Annotated in this window: 20 protein-coding genes; all 20 read left to right on the forward strand. The window is 48.5% G+C overall.

Annotated features, from left to right (window positions below):
- Nucleotides 1–102 precede the first annotated feature (102 nt).
- The 20 genes from RCO25_RS34995 (at nucleotide 103) to RCO25_RS31220 (ending at nucleotide 14,849) form a co-directional block, all read left to right on the forward strand.
- Nucleotides 103–195, forward strand: a complete 93-nt coding sequence (locus RCO25_RS34995; RefSeq protein ID WP_374992197.1) for an S-layer homology domain-containing protein — start codon at nucleotides 103–105, stop codon at nucleotides 193–195.
- A gap of 207 nt (nucleotides 196–402) precedes the next feature.
- A complete protein-coding gene (locus tag RCO25_RS31130) occupies nucleotides 403–1,707 on the forward strand; it encodes an outer membrane lipoprotein-sorting protein (RefSeq protein WP_308999962.1) in 1,305 nt (434 codons plus the stop codon).
- Between the two features lie 148 nt (nucleotides 1,708–1,855).
- On the forward strand, nucleotides 1,856–3,046 hold the full coding sequence (gene alr, locus RCO25_RS31135) for an alanine racemase (protein ID WP_308999963.1): 1,191 nt from the start codon (nucleotides 1,856–1,858) through the stop codon (nucleotides 3,044–3,046).
- A 221-nt stretch (nucleotides 3,047–3,267) separates the two neighbouring features.
- Nucleotides 3,268–3,549 carry a CopG family ribbon-helix-helix protein gene (locus tag RCO25_RS31140; RefSeq protein ID WP_028609437.1) on the forward strand — a complete coding sequence of 94 codons (282 nt, stop codon included), beginning with the start codon at nucleotides 3,268–3,270 and terminating at the stop codon, nucleotides 3,547–3,549.
- 3 nt (nucleotides 3,550–3,552) lie between these two features.
- Nucleotides 3,553–3,903 (forward strand): type II toxin-antitoxin system PemK/MazF family toxin, encoded by a 351-nt coding sequence (locus RCO25_RS31145; RefSeq protein ID WP_028609438.1) that lies wholly within the window; start codon nucleotides 3,553–3,555, stop codon nucleotides 3,901–3,903.
- Nucleotides 3,904–4,146: 243 nt separating this feature from the next.
- Nucleotides 4,147–4,866 (forward strand): SAF domain-containing protein, encoded by a 720-nt coding sequence (locus RCO25_RS31150; protein ID WP_308999964.1) that lies wholly within the window; start codon nucleotides 4,147–4,149, stop codon nucleotides 4,864–4,866.
- A 2-nt stretch (nucleotides 4,867–4,868) separates the two neighbouring features.
- A complete protein-coding gene (locus tag RCO25_RS31155; protein ID WP_308999965.1) occupies nucleotides 4,869–5,717 on the forward strand; it encodes a CpaE/TadZ family protein in 849 nt (282 codons plus the stop codon).
- Nucleotides 5,672–7,087, forward strand: a complete 1,416-nt coding sequence (locus RCO25_RS31160; RefSeq protein WP_308999966.1) for an ATPase, T2SS/T4P/T4SS family — start codon at nucleotides 5,672–5,674, stop codon at nucleotides 7,085–7,087. The genes RCO25_RS31155 and RCO25_RS31160 overlap by 46 nt, the downstream gene beginning before the upstream one ends.
- Complete coding sequence (locus tag RCO25_RS31165) at nucleotides 7,080–8,015, forward strand: type II secretion system F family protein (RefSeq protein ID WP_308999967.1); 936 nt, start codon at nucleotides 7,080–7,082, stop codon at nucleotides 8,013–8,015. The genes RCO25_RS31160 and RCO25_RS31165 overlap by 8 nt, the downstream gene beginning before the upstream one ends.
- A gap of 13 nt (nucleotides 8,016–8,028) precedes the next feature.
- Nucleotides 8,029–8,922: a hypothetical protein gene (locus RCO25_RS31170; RefSeq protein WP_308999968.1), complete on the forward strand. Its 894-nt coding sequence runs from the start codon at nucleotides 8,029–8,031 to the stop codon at nucleotides 8,920–8,922.
- 30 nt (nucleotides 8,923–8,952) lie between these two features.
- Nucleotides 8,953–9,102 carry a hypothetical protein gene (locus RCO25_RS31175; RefSeq protein WP_308999969.1) on the forward strand — a complete coding sequence of 50 codons (150 nt, stop codon included), beginning with the start codon at nucleotides 8,953–8,955 and terminating at the stop codon, nucleotides 9,100–9,102.
- Nucleotides 9,103–9,145: 43 nt separating this feature from the next.
- A complete protein-coding gene (locus RCO25_RS31180) occupies nucleotides 9,146–9,292 on the forward strand; it encodes a hypothetical protein (protein ID WP_308999970.1) in 147 nt (48 codons plus the stop codon).
- The gene (locus tag RCO25_RS31185; RefSeq protein ID WP_308999971.1) at nucleotides 9,289–9,714 is read left to right on the forward strand and encodes a hypothetical protein; all 426 of its coding nucleotides are present in this window, start codon (nucleotides 9,289–9,291) and stop codon (nucleotides 9,712–9,714) included. The genes RCO25_RS31180 and RCO25_RS31185 overlap by 4 nt, the downstream gene beginning before the upstream one ends.
- A gap of 21 nt (nucleotides 9,715–9,735) precedes the next feature.
- Nucleotides 9,736–10,221, forward strand: coding sequence for a hypothetical protein (locus RCO25_RS31190; RefSeq protein ID WP_308999972.1), 486 nt, complete (start codon nucleotides 9,736–9,738; stop codon nucleotides 10,219–10,221).
- Between the two features lie 161 nt (nucleotides 10,222–10,382).
- Nucleotides 10,383–11,603: a M24 family metallopeptidase gene (locus tag RCO25_RS31195; RefSeq protein WP_308999991.1), complete on the forward strand. Its 1,221-nt coding sequence runs from the start codon at nucleotides 10,383–10,385 to the stop codon at nucleotides 11,601–11,603.
- A 21-nt stretch (nucleotides 11,604–11,624) separates the two neighbouring features.
- Complete coding sequence (locus RCO25_RS31200) at nucleotides 11,625–12,104, forward strand: PH domain-containing protein (protein ID WP_308999973.1); 480 nt, start codon at nucleotides 11,625–11,627, stop codon at nucleotides 12,102–12,104.
- On the forward strand, nucleotides 12,097–13,629 hold the full coding sequence (locus tag RCO25_RS31205; protein ID WP_308999974.1) for a PH domain-containing protein: 1,533 nt from the start codon (nucleotides 12,097–12,099) through the stop codon (nucleotides 13,627–13,629). The genes RCO25_RS31200 and RCO25_RS31205 overlap by 8 nt, the downstream gene beginning before the upstream one ends.
- A 152-nt stretch (nucleotides 13,630–13,781) precedes the next feature.
- Nucleotides 13,782–14,315 carry an RNA polymerase sigma factor SigY gene (sigY, locus tag RCO25_RS31210; RefSeq protein ID WP_308999975.1) on the forward strand — a complete coding sequence of 178 codons (534 nt, stop codon included), beginning with the start codon at nucleotides 13,782–13,784 and terminating at the stop codon, nucleotides 14,313–14,315.
- Entirely contained in the window at nucleotides 14,302–14,640 is a 339-nt protein-coding gene (locus RCO25_RS31215) for a YxlC family protein (RefSeq protein ID WP_308999976.1), read from the forward strand. The genes sigY and RCO25_RS31215 overlap by 14 nt, the downstream gene beginning before the upstream one ends.
- On the forward strand, nucleotides 14,628–14,849 hold the full coding sequence (locus RCO25_RS31220; RefSeq protein ID WP_308999977.1) for a sigmaY antisigma factor component: 222 nt from the start codon (nucleotides 14,628–14,630) through the stop codon (nucleotides 14,847–14,849). The genes RCO25_RS31215 and RCO25_RS31220 overlap by 13 nt, the downstream gene beginning before the upstream one ends.
- Nucleotides 14,850–14,859: the final 10 nt, after the last annotated feature.

Below are 14,859 nucleotides of genomic sequence, written 5' to 3' on the forward strand. Positions count from 1 at the left end.
GCTTTAGTATCGTAACCATGAAAAGCATTAGGCTCGGACGGAGCCTTCAAGGAGGGGTGAGGTTACGAATCCCGATGATCTGAGAAGCCCCTGCCTTTAGGCATGGGGAGTCGTCACAAGGACGGGAGCTTCAAGCCGAAGGATACGTTGACCCGCGCAGAGGCAGCATCTCTTTTATCCCGAATTAAAAGCTAACATAAGTAAGCTTGTAAAAAGATTTTGTCCGTAACCCCCTTAAGCGGGGCTGTCCTAACAGGCCATAAGCCTTGAGGGGCAGCCTCTTTTCTTTGTTTAAAGACTATGGCTCGCAGTAGCTTGTCAAACTAGTCCGCATAAATGGTCAAGTCCCCTCATAGACATGTTATCAGCCAGTAAAAAACAATGTGCAGAGGGGATGATTACATGCGTCGCATGACATGGACCGCGGCAATATTATTATGTTTTTCATTAGTATTAGCAGCTTGCGGAACGAAGGACGCCGAGTCCGTGGTTAAGGAGCTCGACAAAGTAGTAAACAGCATGGAGAGCTATCAAGGAAGCGGTACGATGACGCTGCGGACGGGACAGCAGCCACTTGAGTATAAGGTGGAGGTATCCTATCAAAAACCGCAATACTACCGGATCAAGCTGACGAATGAAGAGAAGGACATTACACAAATCGTGCTTCGCAATGACGACGGGGTATTCGTTCTCACGCCGAAGCTGAATAAAGTTTTCCGCTTCCAAAGCGATTGGCCGCAAAACCAAGGCCAGGTGTACTTGTACCAAACGCTCGTTCAAAGCATTCTCGTAGATAATTCCCGACAGTTTGTAATCGACGAGGACAACTACGTATTTGACGTAATGGCTAATTATAATAACGGCTCGCTTGCCCGACAAAAAATTTGGCTCAATAAGTCGGACTACAAGCCGGTTCAGGTAGAGGTCAGCGATACGAATGCAGCCGTAATGGTCGAAGTCAAATTTGATACGTTTGATTTTGGACCGAAATTTGATAAAGCCGTATTCGAGACAGAAGCGAATATGAAGGCAACGCCATCGAGCCAATCTACAGAAGAACCAACCATGACGCAACCTGATAAAGACAGCGCGAATAATTCTGCAGAAAATACAACAGAAAATACGGATGCTAATGCAAATGCAGAGGGTAACAGAGATGCAGGCACAGACGCAGGCACAGACGCAGGCACAGACGCAGATACAGATTCCAATGCGAATACTGCAACAGATAGCAACAATCCGGATAATAGCGGGAATAAAACAGATAATAACAGCGCTGTCGATGGTGACGATCAAACGAACAACAGCGGAAATGCGGCCGAGAATGAGGGCGACGATGCAGCAACCGGCGCTAAACCGGATGAGACAGCTGATTTTACCGCAATGAAGCCGTCGTACTTACCGGATGGCGTTGAGGAGCCGGAGTTAGTTGACATCGTGTTTGGCGGCAACCCAGGCCTGATGCTTCGCTATTCGGGCGACTACAGCTACACGCTTATTCAAACGGAGCCAAAAGACCAGGCCGCTTCAATCGTTCCTGGTATGATGGTGGATCTCGGATTTACGATGGGGCAGCTAAGCGGCGATGAGCAGCAGACGCTGGTTTGGACCTATGAGGGCCATCAATTCCGCCTCACCAGCGCGAATCTTCCTGAATCCGAAATGATTAAGGTGGCACAGTCGGTACAGGGCGAAATAGGGAAATAAAACGGATAAACAGACGATTTTCCAAGACGTACTAGCCATTTTCAGGGTTCGTTTCATTGACAGTCTCAGCAGCAAGGTTTAACATTATTCCTATTGATGTTTGCTGCTCAGACTGTTGTGGCTGCCAGATAAGGAGAAGGTGAACGGCTTGGATTCATATTATCGCCCGACTAGGGTTGAATTGTCACTTGATGCATTAAGACATAATTTACAGGCTTTTCGAAATGCAATTCCGCGGGAATGCAGACTCATGGCCTCTGTTAAAGCGAATGCTTACGGTCATGGGGCGGTAGAGATAGCTCGGGAAGCTGAACGTTTTGGCGTAGACTATTTAGGTGTAGCTTTTCTGGATGAAGCATTGCAATTGCGTAAGGCAGGCATCCAAACCCCGATTCTTGTACTTGGATTCGTGGCAGCGGATGCTTTGTCTGTCGCAAGGGAACATGATGTTACGATAAGTCTCTTTCGCGAAGACATTATCGAAGCGGCTGCAAAGCTGCCGCCTGACAGCAATGGCCGCAAACTAAAAGTACATGTAAAAATGGATTCCGGCATGGGCCGGCTTGGCGTGATCGGAAAGGATGCGGTCCTGTCCTTTATCCAGAAAGCCATGCAGGTGCCTCAGCTTGAAGTTGAGGGTTTATTTACTCATTATGCGCGTGCAGATGAGGCAGACAAAAATTACACGATGCTGCAATACGACAGATTTCGTGAAGTGGCAGAATATGTGGAGCAGCATGGCTGGCCAATTCCTATTATTCATGCAGCGAACAGCGCTGCGGGAATTGACACACCGCAATGGGCGGGAGGTATGCTGCGCCTTGGTATTAGCATGTACGGCTTATATCCGTCCGATGAGGTGAATCAGCAGCGCATTGCGCTAGAGCCGGTGATGACGCTTAAGACGGAAGTCGTTATGGTAAAAACAGTGCCGGCGGGCTGGGGAATAAGCTATGGTACGCGATATGTTTCAGCAGGGGAAGAACGTATCGGAACGCTGCCTATTGGGTATGCAGACGGGTATAGCCGTATGCTTACGGGTAAAGCCCATGGACTTGTACGCGGTGTGAAGCTGCCGATTCGGGGTACGATATGTATGGATCAATGCATGATTGCGCTTGATGCTGCAGTTTCGGAGACAGCGATGCCTGTTGAGCCGGGTGAAGAGGTCGTGCTTATAGGCCGTCAAGGCGATTCGGTTATAACAGTGGAAGAAGTGGCAAAGCATCTCGGCACGTTAAACTATGAAGTAACTTGTATGCTTGCTGCGCGTGTACCTCGTATTTATGTAAACGACGGCCGTGTTACAGCCATTCAAAACCCCATAGCTCAGACATAATTCGAATTGGTAATTGTTTCTTTTTACAATTTTTCGTAAATGAAGAGGATTTTCGCCAAATATCACGAATGTAGTAATGAAGATGATCTATAATGGCTATACATGAAAACATACAGCATATTTGATATACGGCTATCATAGATATGTTGAAGTATAGCGACGGCAATATATTGTCATAATGTGTACTAAGGTTATGGAAAAGTTTTGGGGGTGCGAGTTCGGTGGCCAATGTACAAAATACCAAAAGAATCATGATTAGCCTGCCAGATCATTTGCTGGAGGAGGTTGACGGGATTGTAGCCAAGGAAAACTCCAACCGCAGCGAATTTATTCGGCAAGCCATGAAACTGTATTTGGTGGAGCGCAAAAAACGTCAAATCCGAGAATCCATGCAGCGCGGGTATATGGAAATGGCGAAAATAAACCTGAACATGGCCTCGGAAGCTTTTCAAGCGGAGGAAGAAGCAGATCATACGTTAGGCCGTCTCGTTAGCGGGGTGTAGAGGTTGATTGTAAAACGTGGTGATGTTTTTTTTGCGGATTTATCGCCTGTCGTCGGATCGGAGCAGGGCGGAGTTCGCCCCGTGCTGGTCATTCAAAATGATATCGGAAACCGATTCAGTCCAACGGTCATCGTTGCTGCGATAACGGCACAAATCCAGAAGGCGAAGCTGCCTACCCATGTTGAAATGGATGCAGCAGCTCATGGCTTTGACCGCGACTCCGTTGTGCTTCTCGAGCAGATTCGTACCATTGATAAGCAAAGATTAACGGATAAAATTACGCATTTGGATGATGAAACGATGCGTAAGGTGGACGATGCTTTGTTAATAAGCGTGGGATTAATTGATTTTTAATGAGTGAAGGCTATTTAGCATTTTGAAGGGGCGGCCTTCAGCTGAATGCCTTTTTTTGTCGTCTTTTACTGGATTTTGATGAATTTGGAAAAATAATGATAGACAAATGAAAGTTGTATTTGCTATTATGAACTCAATTAGTTTTGCAAACCTATATATGAGCACTATTATGCGAAGAACGCACGCAGTACGCCTTAGATGGCTGCTGGTGCGTTCTTTTTTTATGCTCAGAGAGGAGTGGCGATGAAAAAGAGAAGAAATGCCATCATCAGTCTGACAGCCGCGGTGGTTTCTGCCAGTTTAGTTTACGGTATGTACGAGCTGCAGCGCATTCAGATTGAAAAAGAGAAGACGGTAGCTGTCCTCGTACCGAAGCGCTTTATTGGGGCAGGAGAGCGGCTTAAGGAAAGTGATCTTGAGTATAAAATGGTTCCGCAGACCGCTTATATTCCGGACATGATCATTAAGCTGGAACAGGCTGCCGGGAAGGAAACGATTATTCCTCTGGGCAAGGGGGAGCCGCTTTTGCATTGGAAGGTCGACGATTTTTATTTGCAGCCCAGACGAACGGAATCTACCTTTCAAATTCCGAAGGAGTACATCCGTTCCATTTCGAACGGAATTAGGGCAGGGGACAAGGTACAGCTTTTTGTTTCGGGAGAAGGGGCGCCCTCTGATCGACTCTTCACTCAAGCGGTAACCGTAGCCTCGGTGAAGTCATCGGGTAACGTCGAGATTGATAATATCGAGAACCCGAATTTATTTTCACGGGCAGAGGGCAATAAAGAGCAAATGTACGCATCCAGGCGCGAAGCAAACGGAATGATTGATTATTTGAATTTAAATTTAACGGAGGAGCAATGGCTCCAGTTGGACGGCTTGTGTAAGGGAGGCACTTTGAAGCTAGTCGTTGCCTATAGTCCGGAATCGCTTGACTTGGAGATGGGCGAGGAGGCTGATTGAAGGTGAATGGAACATTGGCGCCACATGCTGTTTTTATTGGCACAACCCCTAATATCGGAACGACGGCAGCGGCATTTGCTGCTGCCTATCGGATGGGAGAAGCAAGCGGCAAGCCGATTGGATATTTATGCCTTAACCTCAAGAGTGCGAAGATTCATCGCTATCTCGGAGTTGACGAGCCGCTTGCCACGCTGGACAAGCTGCGTCCGGAGCTGCGTTCCTATACGCTGACGCCGGATAAGCTGCGCAGAGCCGCATATCCTGTACCGAGTCAGCCGAATGTGCAGGTACTGTTCGGCAATCTCTTGAGAGACCAAGCCGAGTATTTTACGCCGGAAGAAGCGGATCACTTGCTGACAATCGCAGAACAAACCTTTGCGTTTGTTGTCATCGATGTTGGCGCTTATTGGGACAACGCTGCGACGATTTGCTCGGTTCGACGGGCAGGCTCACGTATTCTCGTCACCACGCCAGCCTTGTCCCATTTTCAAGAAGATGGCAGACGCTGGATTGGGCAGGTTTCGCCTTTATTCGGGATTGCTCCCGAGCAGTACGATTCAGTCATCATCAATGGACCATGGAGAAATGGAGGTTATCAGATGAAGCATATTTGTAAAGAGCTTGGCACAACGGCACTCGGTCAGCTGCAATTAAGCGAGCCTGTCTTTAGCCAATTGGATAACGGTACGTATGCGGGGTGGCTGAAAACGGATATTGAGGGCAGGCAAACGATGAAAGAGCCGGCGAATACAATCATGCAGCGGCATGGCATCCGAAGCATGGCGACATCCATAGCTGTGCAGCCATGGTATCGCAAGCTGCTTTCCCATCGCAATGGTACAAGCTCGTGACAGGGCAGAAAAATCGGTTCTCACCCTCTGATTTTGCTGCCCAAATGCAGTCGGAGCGGGAGAAACGTGATCAAGAGCCGGCTGCGCCTTACCAGGCAGCAGATGCACAGGGAGAATTCGCGAGCCTTGCGGATGATATCCGATCTTATTTAAGCACTCCGCACGGGCTGAGTGAAGAAGACCGCAGGCAATATAGCGAGACACTCAATCGTGCAGTGCTAGGGTATTCGCAGGAGCGGGAGCAGGTGCTGGCGGTCATTACGGATCGGCTGATCCGGCTGCGGATCCACAGTACAGCAAATGTACAGCATCCTTATCAAACGTTAGCGGAAGCTTTGTTCGCGGAGGTTATTGGACTGAATGTACTGGAATTAGTGCTCGCGGATAAAGACGGCTTGGAGGAGCTACAGGTTGTGGGCGTACAGATCTTCATCGTGAAAAATGGTATTACGGAGCCCTCCGCTTATCGCTTTGAGAGTATCCGTGAGGTAGAACGAATTCAGCAAAATTTAGTTTTGTACAATAATGACCGCATTAATCCGCGGAAGCGTTGGGCAGAAGTCATGCTGCGGGACGGATCTCGCGTAACGATGACGGGATTTGGTTTTACAGCTAGCCCGACCTTGACGATTCGCTTCTACACCGTGCGCAGCTTTAGTCTGGAGACGCTGGGCAAGCCGGCTTACAATACGTTGAACGAACGGATACAGGACATGCTCAAGGCGATATTGGCTGCACGATTTAATATCGTTATCATTGGTCCAACGAATTCAGGCAAAACCAATCTGATGAAGGCGCTGATTGCAGAGCTTCCCGATGAAGAACGGATTATTACGATCGAGGGACGATTTGAGATGATGCTCGGGCGGGATTTTCCAAGCAAAAACGTGGTGGAATATATGACGGATGAAGAGGATAGCTATCATCGTTCAGATCAGGCCTTCAAACTCGCCCTTAGGCAATCACCTCAGCGTATTATTCATGCCGAAATACGCGACTTGGACGCGAACATCTACGTTCGTGCTTGTACCCGAGGACATTCAGGAAGCATGACAACCGTACATGCGAATAGGCTGGAGGATGTACCGGAGGCCATAACCGATATGTGCATGCTTGATGGCAGAGGTATGAATGCTGAACGGCTGGCAAAACGCATCACGCAATATGTGACGGAGATCGGTATTGAAATGAGCTACCTGCGAGGACGACGAGTCATTAGCCGCATTGGTGAGCTGTGCTGGGAAGATGGACAAGCGCATGTGAGGGACTGGGTGCGGTTCGACGAGGCGATCGGTAAATGGCTGTTCCCGGTGCCGCCATCCGAGGCTGCTGCCTGCCGGCTGGTTGCCGGAGGCGTCCGTCATGAATGATCTATCTGCGGCAGCGCTGGCCGGGTTGTTATTTTGCTTTATATATATCGCCATATTTAATCTGCTCCTGCTCTGGTCGAGGGAGCAGCAGTTAGTCAGCAAGCTGACATACCGAACGAATAGCAGCTTGCGTATACGGGCAGCGGAACGCTTTAAGCGGTATGAATGGCTTCACCGGCATTTGTCTGATTTGCTGGAAACGCTGCGTTTGCAAGTAACACCGGCTTCCTTCGTGTATATATCCGGTTTGCTGTTACTGGCCGGTATCGCTGCCGGCGGCATTTTCTTTCAAAGCATCAAAGGGACATTGTTGTTTGGCATATTATTGGGTTCATTGCCCTATACAGTTCTAAGGACGCTGCTCGTACACCGCCGCATGCAGACGCAAATGGATTTTTTGCCTGCGGTAGAGCTTTTTTATCAATGCTATCTCGTAACGGGCGAGCGGCAAGTACGGGTAGCGCTGCAGCGCACGGTTGAGGAGCGAAGATTGCTAGGTCCGATGCAATCGGTATTCGAGCAGCTGTATCGCAATTTGTCTGTACGAGGCGATGATGAAGCCAGCCTAAGACTGCTTGCTTCTTCGCTTGGTCATTTGTGGGCGGATTATTTCGTTCATATTATACGAGTGGCGCTTGTGGAGGGAGTATCTGTAACGGATAGCTTAAAGGAGCTCCTGACCGATATGCGTAAAGCTAGGCGCGCTAATGAGCAGGAGCGCAATCGGCTGTTGGAAATACGCGTAGCTAATTTTTCACCAATTTTGTTCCTCGCTTTATTTATGGGAATCAATCTGCGGTACAACAAGGATAACGCCTACTATTATTATATCGTTGATGCAATGGGCCGGGACATGCTGCTCAATGCGGCAGTGCTGATTTTTGCGTCATTCCTGATGGGGTTATGGCTTTCCCGCAAAAAAATGTGAAAGGAGACCGTGAATGCCGGCGTGGACAGAGGGAACGTTTAGGTTTGCGTTATTAATTGGTCAGTGTATATTCGGAACGGCAGCTATTTATGCATTTTTGCAGCTTTGGCCCGAGCGCCCTGCCAGGTGGAAGCATCTGACTGTCGTAACCGGTTGGCGTACGAGGCAGGTGCCCGATAAATGGCTGCGCCTGGCCCTTGTTTCAAGGCAGCAGGCCTCCTTTATGGAAAGGGAGCTCCTGCTTGCGGGCTGCGGAATAACGGCAGACGCAGCTTGGTATGTTCTGGCAAGGAGAATACTATTTCTCTTAATTGGCCTGTTGATTATGATCGTTGCTGTATGGCATAGGCGACTAGATGCGTATATCCCAATCACCTATGTCAGTCCCGGCTTACTTTTAATTATGCTGCTGGTTTATATCGACTTGGCATGGCTGCGCTCTATTCGGAGAATGCGCGCGCTGCAGGTGACCAAAGAAATTTTTGTGATCAGCAAGCAGCTTCTTTACTTATCGGACTCCTCGCTCCATATTCATGCGAAGCTGCTTCGCTGCATCCCTTTAACTAGGGCGATACGCATTGATTTAGAGCGTCTTCTCGCCGAATGGTATCACGATGCGTCAGGTGCGCTTCAGCGTTTTAAGCAACGATTGGGGACGGAAGAGGGCTTAAGCTTTGTTGAAACACTCGATGCGCTTCGTTTGCACGAGAGCCCGCAATATTATGAGCTGCTTCGCGTAAGAATCGAAGATTATAAGGAGAAAATCGACCTGGCCAAAGAAAGCCGCAAGGAATCCACCTCCTATATTTTATTTGTTATCGCGGGCATACCGATTTTGTATACCTTCCAGATCTTTATTTACCCTTGGGTAAGGGAAGGACAGAAGCTATTTCAATCCCTTAATTAAAATCATTCATTAGCGAAAGGAGGTGACAGCATGCGCAACATATTGATGACCGTAATGATGCTTGTGGTCGTGATCGTCCTATTCAACACGATTATCGCCCAGGATACGACGGGAACAAGCAGTCAAATCGAGACGCAAGGAACATCGGCAAACACACGAATCAGCCAGATGCTTCCGTAATAACTCTGAGCTATATTGGCCAAACCTGGCGGAGGTGTTTATTTTGCGCGGAATACTAATCTCGATGCTGCTGCTAATCACTGTACTCATTTGCTATCAGGCTTTTGCCGAGGGCGACACAGGCTTGAAGCGGCAAATGGATGGTGCCGGCAGCTCGATCAGCACGCACATCCGAGGCATGAGCCCGTGAAGCAAATTTTAATATTTGTCTTGTTTGCCGCGCTAATGTGCTGGCTCATGTTCTCTCCGATCTATAAGCATGTCCTTATTGTCAGACAAGCGGTTTTGCAGCAAGAGGTTGATTATTTACTGGAAATAGGGGCGAGCGGAACCTATGGCTATATCAGTGAAGATATGCAGGAGCAGTCTAGGCAGCGCTTGGCTCGCTTTGGAATGCGGCCAGACGATATTATCTTTGAGCTGGCTGCGACAAGCGGCCTTGCAGCGTCGAATCCCAATGCGCCGCTGCTGCGAGGGACAGGAATATCGTTAACGATGAGCTACCCCTACGAGGATTTATTTGAAATTGATCGCTTAATTGGTTTAACGCCACCTCTCCCGAATGAGCGGATGCGGGCGTTCGGCATGAAAATGAGCGAATATGTGCCATAAACGGAGGAGGCGGGTGAATCGATGTACAAGCTGCTGCTTATCGTCGTTATGATGTCGATCTGGCTTTCGATTCATCTGCTGCAGGTAGAGGAAGAGCTCGCCATGAAAACCTTGTTTCAAGGCAAGCATGCTGTCAATCGAGCAGCGCATGCGGCGGCACAGCAGCTTGATATGGGGGCGCTTGGGGAAGGGATACTTTCCCTTGCACCCGATAAGGCTGCAGCTGCGGCAGCATTGTATTTACAGGAAAATTTGCAGTTGGATGAAAGCGGCACGCCGCTGCCTGGATCTTTTTTGAAGCAGCCGGTTGAGCTGGTCTTGTTTAAGATTGTAAATGCCGATGAGATCTTCCCGTATACGTATAAGAATGAGGCTTATGATTATGAGGTAACTTTAAAGCGGCCGGGAGTCGTGATCATTGTTCATATGGTTTATCCACGCGCCTTTCAGGTGTTGGATCCCATTGAATGGAATATTAAGGGGGCGGCAGAGCTCGTCGCAGGTTGACGAAAAATGGGAAAATTGGTGTAATAAGAGGAGGGTTTTAAAATATAAGAAAGTATAAAATTCAACCTTATACGTTGCTTATATTTCACCGCGAAACGAGCTTTTGCCGCCAAGGACGGCATCAGCCGTTTACGCTTGGTATAGGAGTTGATTGTTGAATGATGGATATTGTGGCTGATGTTCCGGCTGAGCTTATTAATCAGCGAATTGGGAGTTTGCAGGCCGTTATGCAAGCGGAGGGCATTGATGCGTTTCTTCTTACTCAAAATGTTGATCTTTATTATTTTAGCGGATCGATGCAAAATGGATACTTGTTTGTTCCAAGCACCGGCGATGCTACCTTTTACGTTCGGCGCAGTGTTCAGCGTGCCAAGCTGGAGACCGCGGTTCAGGTAGCGGAGCTAGGTGCTTTTCGGCGATTTGGGGAAACGCTGGCACAGCAGTACGCGTATTTATTCGGTAAAGGAGCGGGTCTGCGAATTGCTGCGGATCTGGATGTGCTGCCGGCACAGCTTTACTTAAAGCTGGCTGAACTGCTTGGTTCCCCTGCGCATTGCGAAATGGTGGACGGTACCGCTCACATTCGCAAAATACGCATGATAAAATCGGCATGGGAAGTGAGCAGAATCGAGGCGGCCGCAGAAGTTGTAGCGGAAGCGCTCAGCGCGTCGCTGCATGTGCTGAGAGAAGGAATCAGCGAGCTGGAATGGATGGCCCGTGTTGAATACGAGCTTCGTATACGTGGTCACATCGGCTTAATGCGCATGCGCGGCTACAATCAGGAGATTACGACCGGTATGGTCATTTCGGGAGCGGCAGCGGCTGTCCCGACGTATTTTGACGGGCCTGCAGGCGGGCTAGGTCTTGGAGCGGCTTCGCCCCAGAGCGTAAGCCGCTCGATTATTAAGCGGAACGAGCCAATATTGATTGATATTGGCTGCTGTGTGGATGGTTATGTAATCGATCAGACTCGTACGGCAGTTATTGGGAAGCTGCCTGCGGCGCTCCAGCATGCCTATGAGGTATCGGAGTCGCTGATGGCTTTGACCGAGAAGCTGATGGTTCCCGGCACTGCCTGCTCAAAGCTTTACGAGGCTGCTCTTGAATGCTGTGCGGCAGCCAAGCTGACTGAGAACTTTATGGGTTTTGGCGCAGATCAAGCGAAATTTCTGGGACATGGCATTGGACTGGAAATTGATGAATGGCCGGTGCTCGCCAAGGGCTTTCACACGCCGCTGGAGCCGGGAATGGTTATTGCGGTTGAACCGAAATTTACTTTTCCGGGCCAGGGCGTAGTAGGGATTGAGAACAGCTACCTCATCACAGAACTGGGGTCAAGAGCGCTGACTCGTTCCAAGCCAGAGCTTATTGTGCTGCCGTAAATAAGAGGAGGAGATTCATCCATGGATCGGGAGCTAACAAGAAGGCTGCATCGGGACTATATTACGGTTTACCGTATTAGCGAGCTTATTTCGAATGGTATTTTTCTTGCTTTGATAATTGCTTATTTCACCTGTGCGTTAATTTGGGAATGGACGTTAGTACCTGGATGGATCGCACTGTCCGTATTTATTATTTCACTTGTGTTGTTTACTTGGATTATTCCGCAAATGAAATATACGCGTTTTCAATATGAGCTGTTTGAAGATGAGCTGGAAATCCAATCCGGCCTTGTATTTTTGAGCAACGTGCTTGTCCCGATGGTTCGCGTGCAGCATGTCGAGCTTGAAAGCGGACCGCTTATGCGCAAATATGATTTAGCCAGCGTTTCCATTGTAACGGCCGCTACTACGCATCGGATTAGCGGTCTTAAGCTAGGGGAGGCGCAGCAGTTGAAGCGGCAAATCGGCGTCTTGGCTAAGGTGGATGATCAAGATGAATAATCGCCGCACGCTTCATCCCATTTATATATTGTTTGGCCTGTTGAATACGATCCGCGGCTTCATTCCTTTTATATTAATCGGATTATTGAAGGGAACGGATTTTACAGGACTGGAATGGTACTGGTATGCGGGCGCCGGTGTGCTCTCATTGATCATTCTTGCCTTCAGTTATCTAGAATGGATGCGCTTCGGCTTCTGGCTGGAGAGCGATCGGATTATTATTCGCAAAGGCTGGCTGTTTAGGGATGAGAAGACGATTTATTATACTCGCATCCATTCGGTTAACGTAGAGCAGCCTCTTATTCAGCGCATACTCAAAGTGGCGCAGGTGAAGATCGAGACACCTGGCGGCAACAAGAAGGCAGACGGTATTTTGCCAGCGCTGGCCCTTAAAGAAGCGAACGCTATTCAGCACATGCTCAAAAAACAAGCCTCGTCGGTTGTTCAGCCGGAAACTCAAGCAGATTCAGTTAGCATAGACAACCAGAATCAAGCAGTTGATTCGCAAGTGGTAGTTATAATAAACCATAAGCAGCTCGCGCTAGAAACTGCAGACGAAGAGGTCTCGCATAAACCCTCATTTACGCTGCATGCGGGACAGCTGCTTCAGGCAGCCGCAACCTCAATGAATTTCGGGCTCGTTGCGGCTTTTATGGCGGGTTTGTATTCTTTTGCAAATGATATTATTAATCAGCTGCTGCCGGATCATTTTTTTGAAACGGTCGTAGAGGACTCTACGAACCTAATGCCAAGCTATTTCATTATTGTATTTATTGTCATCGCAGGAATAGGCTTTGCATGGCTGCTCTCCATTGTTTTGTATGTGTTTAAATACAGCGGCTTTTCTGTCAAAAGAGACGGCATGCAAATTTCCGTTTCGTACGGTCTGCTTGAGAAGAAGTCTTTTGTGTTTGACCCCAAAAAGGTGCAGGCTGTCATCGTTAACGAAGGACTGCTCAGGCAAGTTTTCGGCTATGCAGAAATTCAGCTTCAAATTGTGTCTTCAGACAAGAAAGAACAGCTTATGCTGCATCCCTTTTTAAAGCGTTCCGATATTCAGAAGGTGTTGGATGATTTTGTGCCGCAGGTGAAGCATTCCCCGGTGAAAGCCTTGGCAGGAGCCCCAAAGCGCGCGTTCCTTTATTATGTTAGAGTCGAACTGCTGCTGGTGCTTTTGTTATGCGCAGCTGCTGCATTCTTTCTCAAAGAAGACGGGTTATGGTTTTTGCTGCTCGTACCGACTGTCATTTGGTGGAGAAGAAGCTGCCATCTCGCGGCCGGCGTCAGCTTGGATGATGGCCAGCTCACGCTTCGCAGACGATTCTTATCGAGAACCACTTATTTGATTCGGCGTCCGCAAATTGTAACGATGCGGGTGAACCGCTCCATTGGACAACAGCGCAAACAGCTGCTAACCTTGTCGGTTCGAGCGATGGGGAGTCCCTTTGAATACAGAGTGAAATGCCTTGACCGCGCAGATGTAGAGCCTGTTTGGCGATGGTATAGCCGCAGTCAAAGCAGATAATAGCAAATCGAATACCTTTCAACAGCTGCAGAAGTGCTTTCGCTTCCGCAGTTTTTTTATCGTGTAAAAAAATTTTGAAGTGAAATGAACGAATACAAGAAGCTATCCGTCTAAGCTGTATAAACGAACATAGTAAGGGAGGTCCAGCGCTCGTGCATGACGAGACGAAGCTGATTAAGCAAGCGGTTCGCGGAGACACCCGAGCGCTCTCTGAGCTGCTGCGGCAGCATTATTCTTTTTTATATCAATATTTGCTTAAAGTAACGATGAACAAAAGCCGTGCGGAGGATGTCACGCAGGAGACGATGCTGAAAGCGATTGAGAAAATAGCGACGTTTCGGGGGAATGCGAAATTTTCGACTTGGCTCATTACGATCGCTTCGAGAATCGTTATTGACCGTATACGCCGAAGCGAGTTGGAACGGCATTGGCTAAAAGAGGAGCAATCGCTTAGGTCTATCCGCTATGATACTTTGCAGCGTGGAGAGGAATGGACGGAAGCGCTGGAAGCATTAGGCCAGCTAAGCAGCGATATTCGGATTCCGGTGCTGCTCAAATATTATTACGGCTATGCGCAGGAGGAAATTTCCATGATGCTGGATATTCCCATTGGGACTGTAAAATCCAGGCTGCACAATGGTTTAAAGCAATTGCGGAAGGAGCTGACAGAGCATGAAGAAGCCTAAAGAGGAGTTAGATGATCAGCAGTGGTTCAACGATCAGATAAAGAACACAATCACGCGGTTTGATGCTTCGCATAAGCCGGATGTTCCTGAGCTGCAGCAATTCGAGGTATTCGTGGATAGGCATAAGCAGGAAACGAAGAAAAAGCTGCGAAAAGAGCTGATGCTCTTGTGGGCTGCCGCTTGCTTTATATTCGCCTTAATGCTTTGGATGATTGATCGTAATTGGGTATGGTTTGCTATTCTTCAAGCCGTTGTTGCAGCATGCGGAATTGGTTATGTCAGCTTAACGTTGGGCTTAAGGAAGGTGCGCGAATGGAAGAACTGAAGGTTATGCCGATTTGGTTTTGGGTTTTGCTCATTATTGTCTTAATTGCACAGTCAACCTGGTTATTTATAGACGCGCGAAAGCGGGAAAGCATGCCATGGCTGTGGGGGATATGGGGTTTAATACAAGTGCCTATGCCGCTTATCTTTTATTTCCTCATTGTTCGAAGCGGCTGGTTTAAGCGCGTGAGACGCAAGGATAATAAGTGATGCGATGAGC

Origin of the sequence: Paenibacillus sp. LHD-38, assembly GCF_031157315.1 — a bacterium.
Taxonomy (GTDB): Bacteria; Bacillota; Bacilli; order Paenibacillales; family Paenibacillaceae; genus Pristimantibacillus.

Excerpts from the sequence above, each read along its gene's own strand:
- RCO25_RS34995 (WP_374992197.1), top strand. The coding sequence starts at position 103 with ATGGGGAGTCGTCACAAGGACGGGAGCTTCAAGCCGAAGGATACGTTG.
- RCO25_RS31130 (WP_308999962.1), top strand. The coding sequence starts at position 403 with ATGCGTCGCATGACATGGACCGCGGCAATATTATTATGTTTTTCATTA.
- RCO25_RS31150 (WP_308999964.1), top strand. The coding sequence starts at position 4,147 with ATGAAAAAGAGAAGAAATGCCATCATCAGTCTGACAGCCGCGGTGGTT.
- RCO25_RS31160 (WP_308999966.1), top strand. The coding sequence starts at position 5,672 with ATGGTATCGCAAGCTGCTTTCCCATCGCAATGGTACAAGCTCGTGACA.
- RCO25_RS31165 (WP_308999967.1), top strand. The coding sequence starts at position 7,080 with ATGAATGATCTATCTGCGGCAGCGCTGGCCGGGTTGTTATTTTGCTTT.
- RCO25_RS31170 (WP_308999968.1), top strand. The coding sequence starts at position 8,029 with ATGCCGGCGTGGACAGAGGGAACGTTTAGGTTTGCGTTATTAATTGGT.
- RCO25_RS31175 (WP_308999969.1), top strand. The coding sequence starts at position 8,953 with ATGCGCAACATATTGATGACCGTAATGATGCTTGTGGTCGTGATCGTC.
- RCO25_RS31190 (WP_308999972.1), top strand. The coding sequence starts at position 9,736 with ATGTACAAGCTGCTGCTTATCGTCGTTATGATGTCGATCTGGCTTTCG.
- RCO25_RS31195 (WP_308999991.1), top strand. The coding sequence starts at position 10,383 with ATGGATATTGTGGCTGATGTTCCGGCTGAGCTTATTAATCAGCGAATT.
- RCO25_RS31200 (WP_308999973.1), top strand. The coding sequence starts at position 11,625 with ATGGATCGGGAGCTAACAAGAAGGCTGCATCGGGACTATATTACGGTT.
- RCO25_RS31205 (WP_308999974.1), top strand. The coding sequence starts at position 12,097 with ATGAATAATCGCCGCACGCTTCATCCCATTTATATATTGTTTGGCCTG.
- RCO25_RS31215 (WP_308999976.1), top strand. The coding sequence starts at position 14,302 with ATGAAGAAGCCTAAAGAGGAGTTAGATGATCAGCAGTGGTTCAACGAT.
- RCO25_RS31220 (WP_308999977.1), top strand. The coding sequence starts at position 14,628 with ATGGAAGAACTGAAGGTTATGCCGATTTGGTTTTGGGTTTTGCTCATT.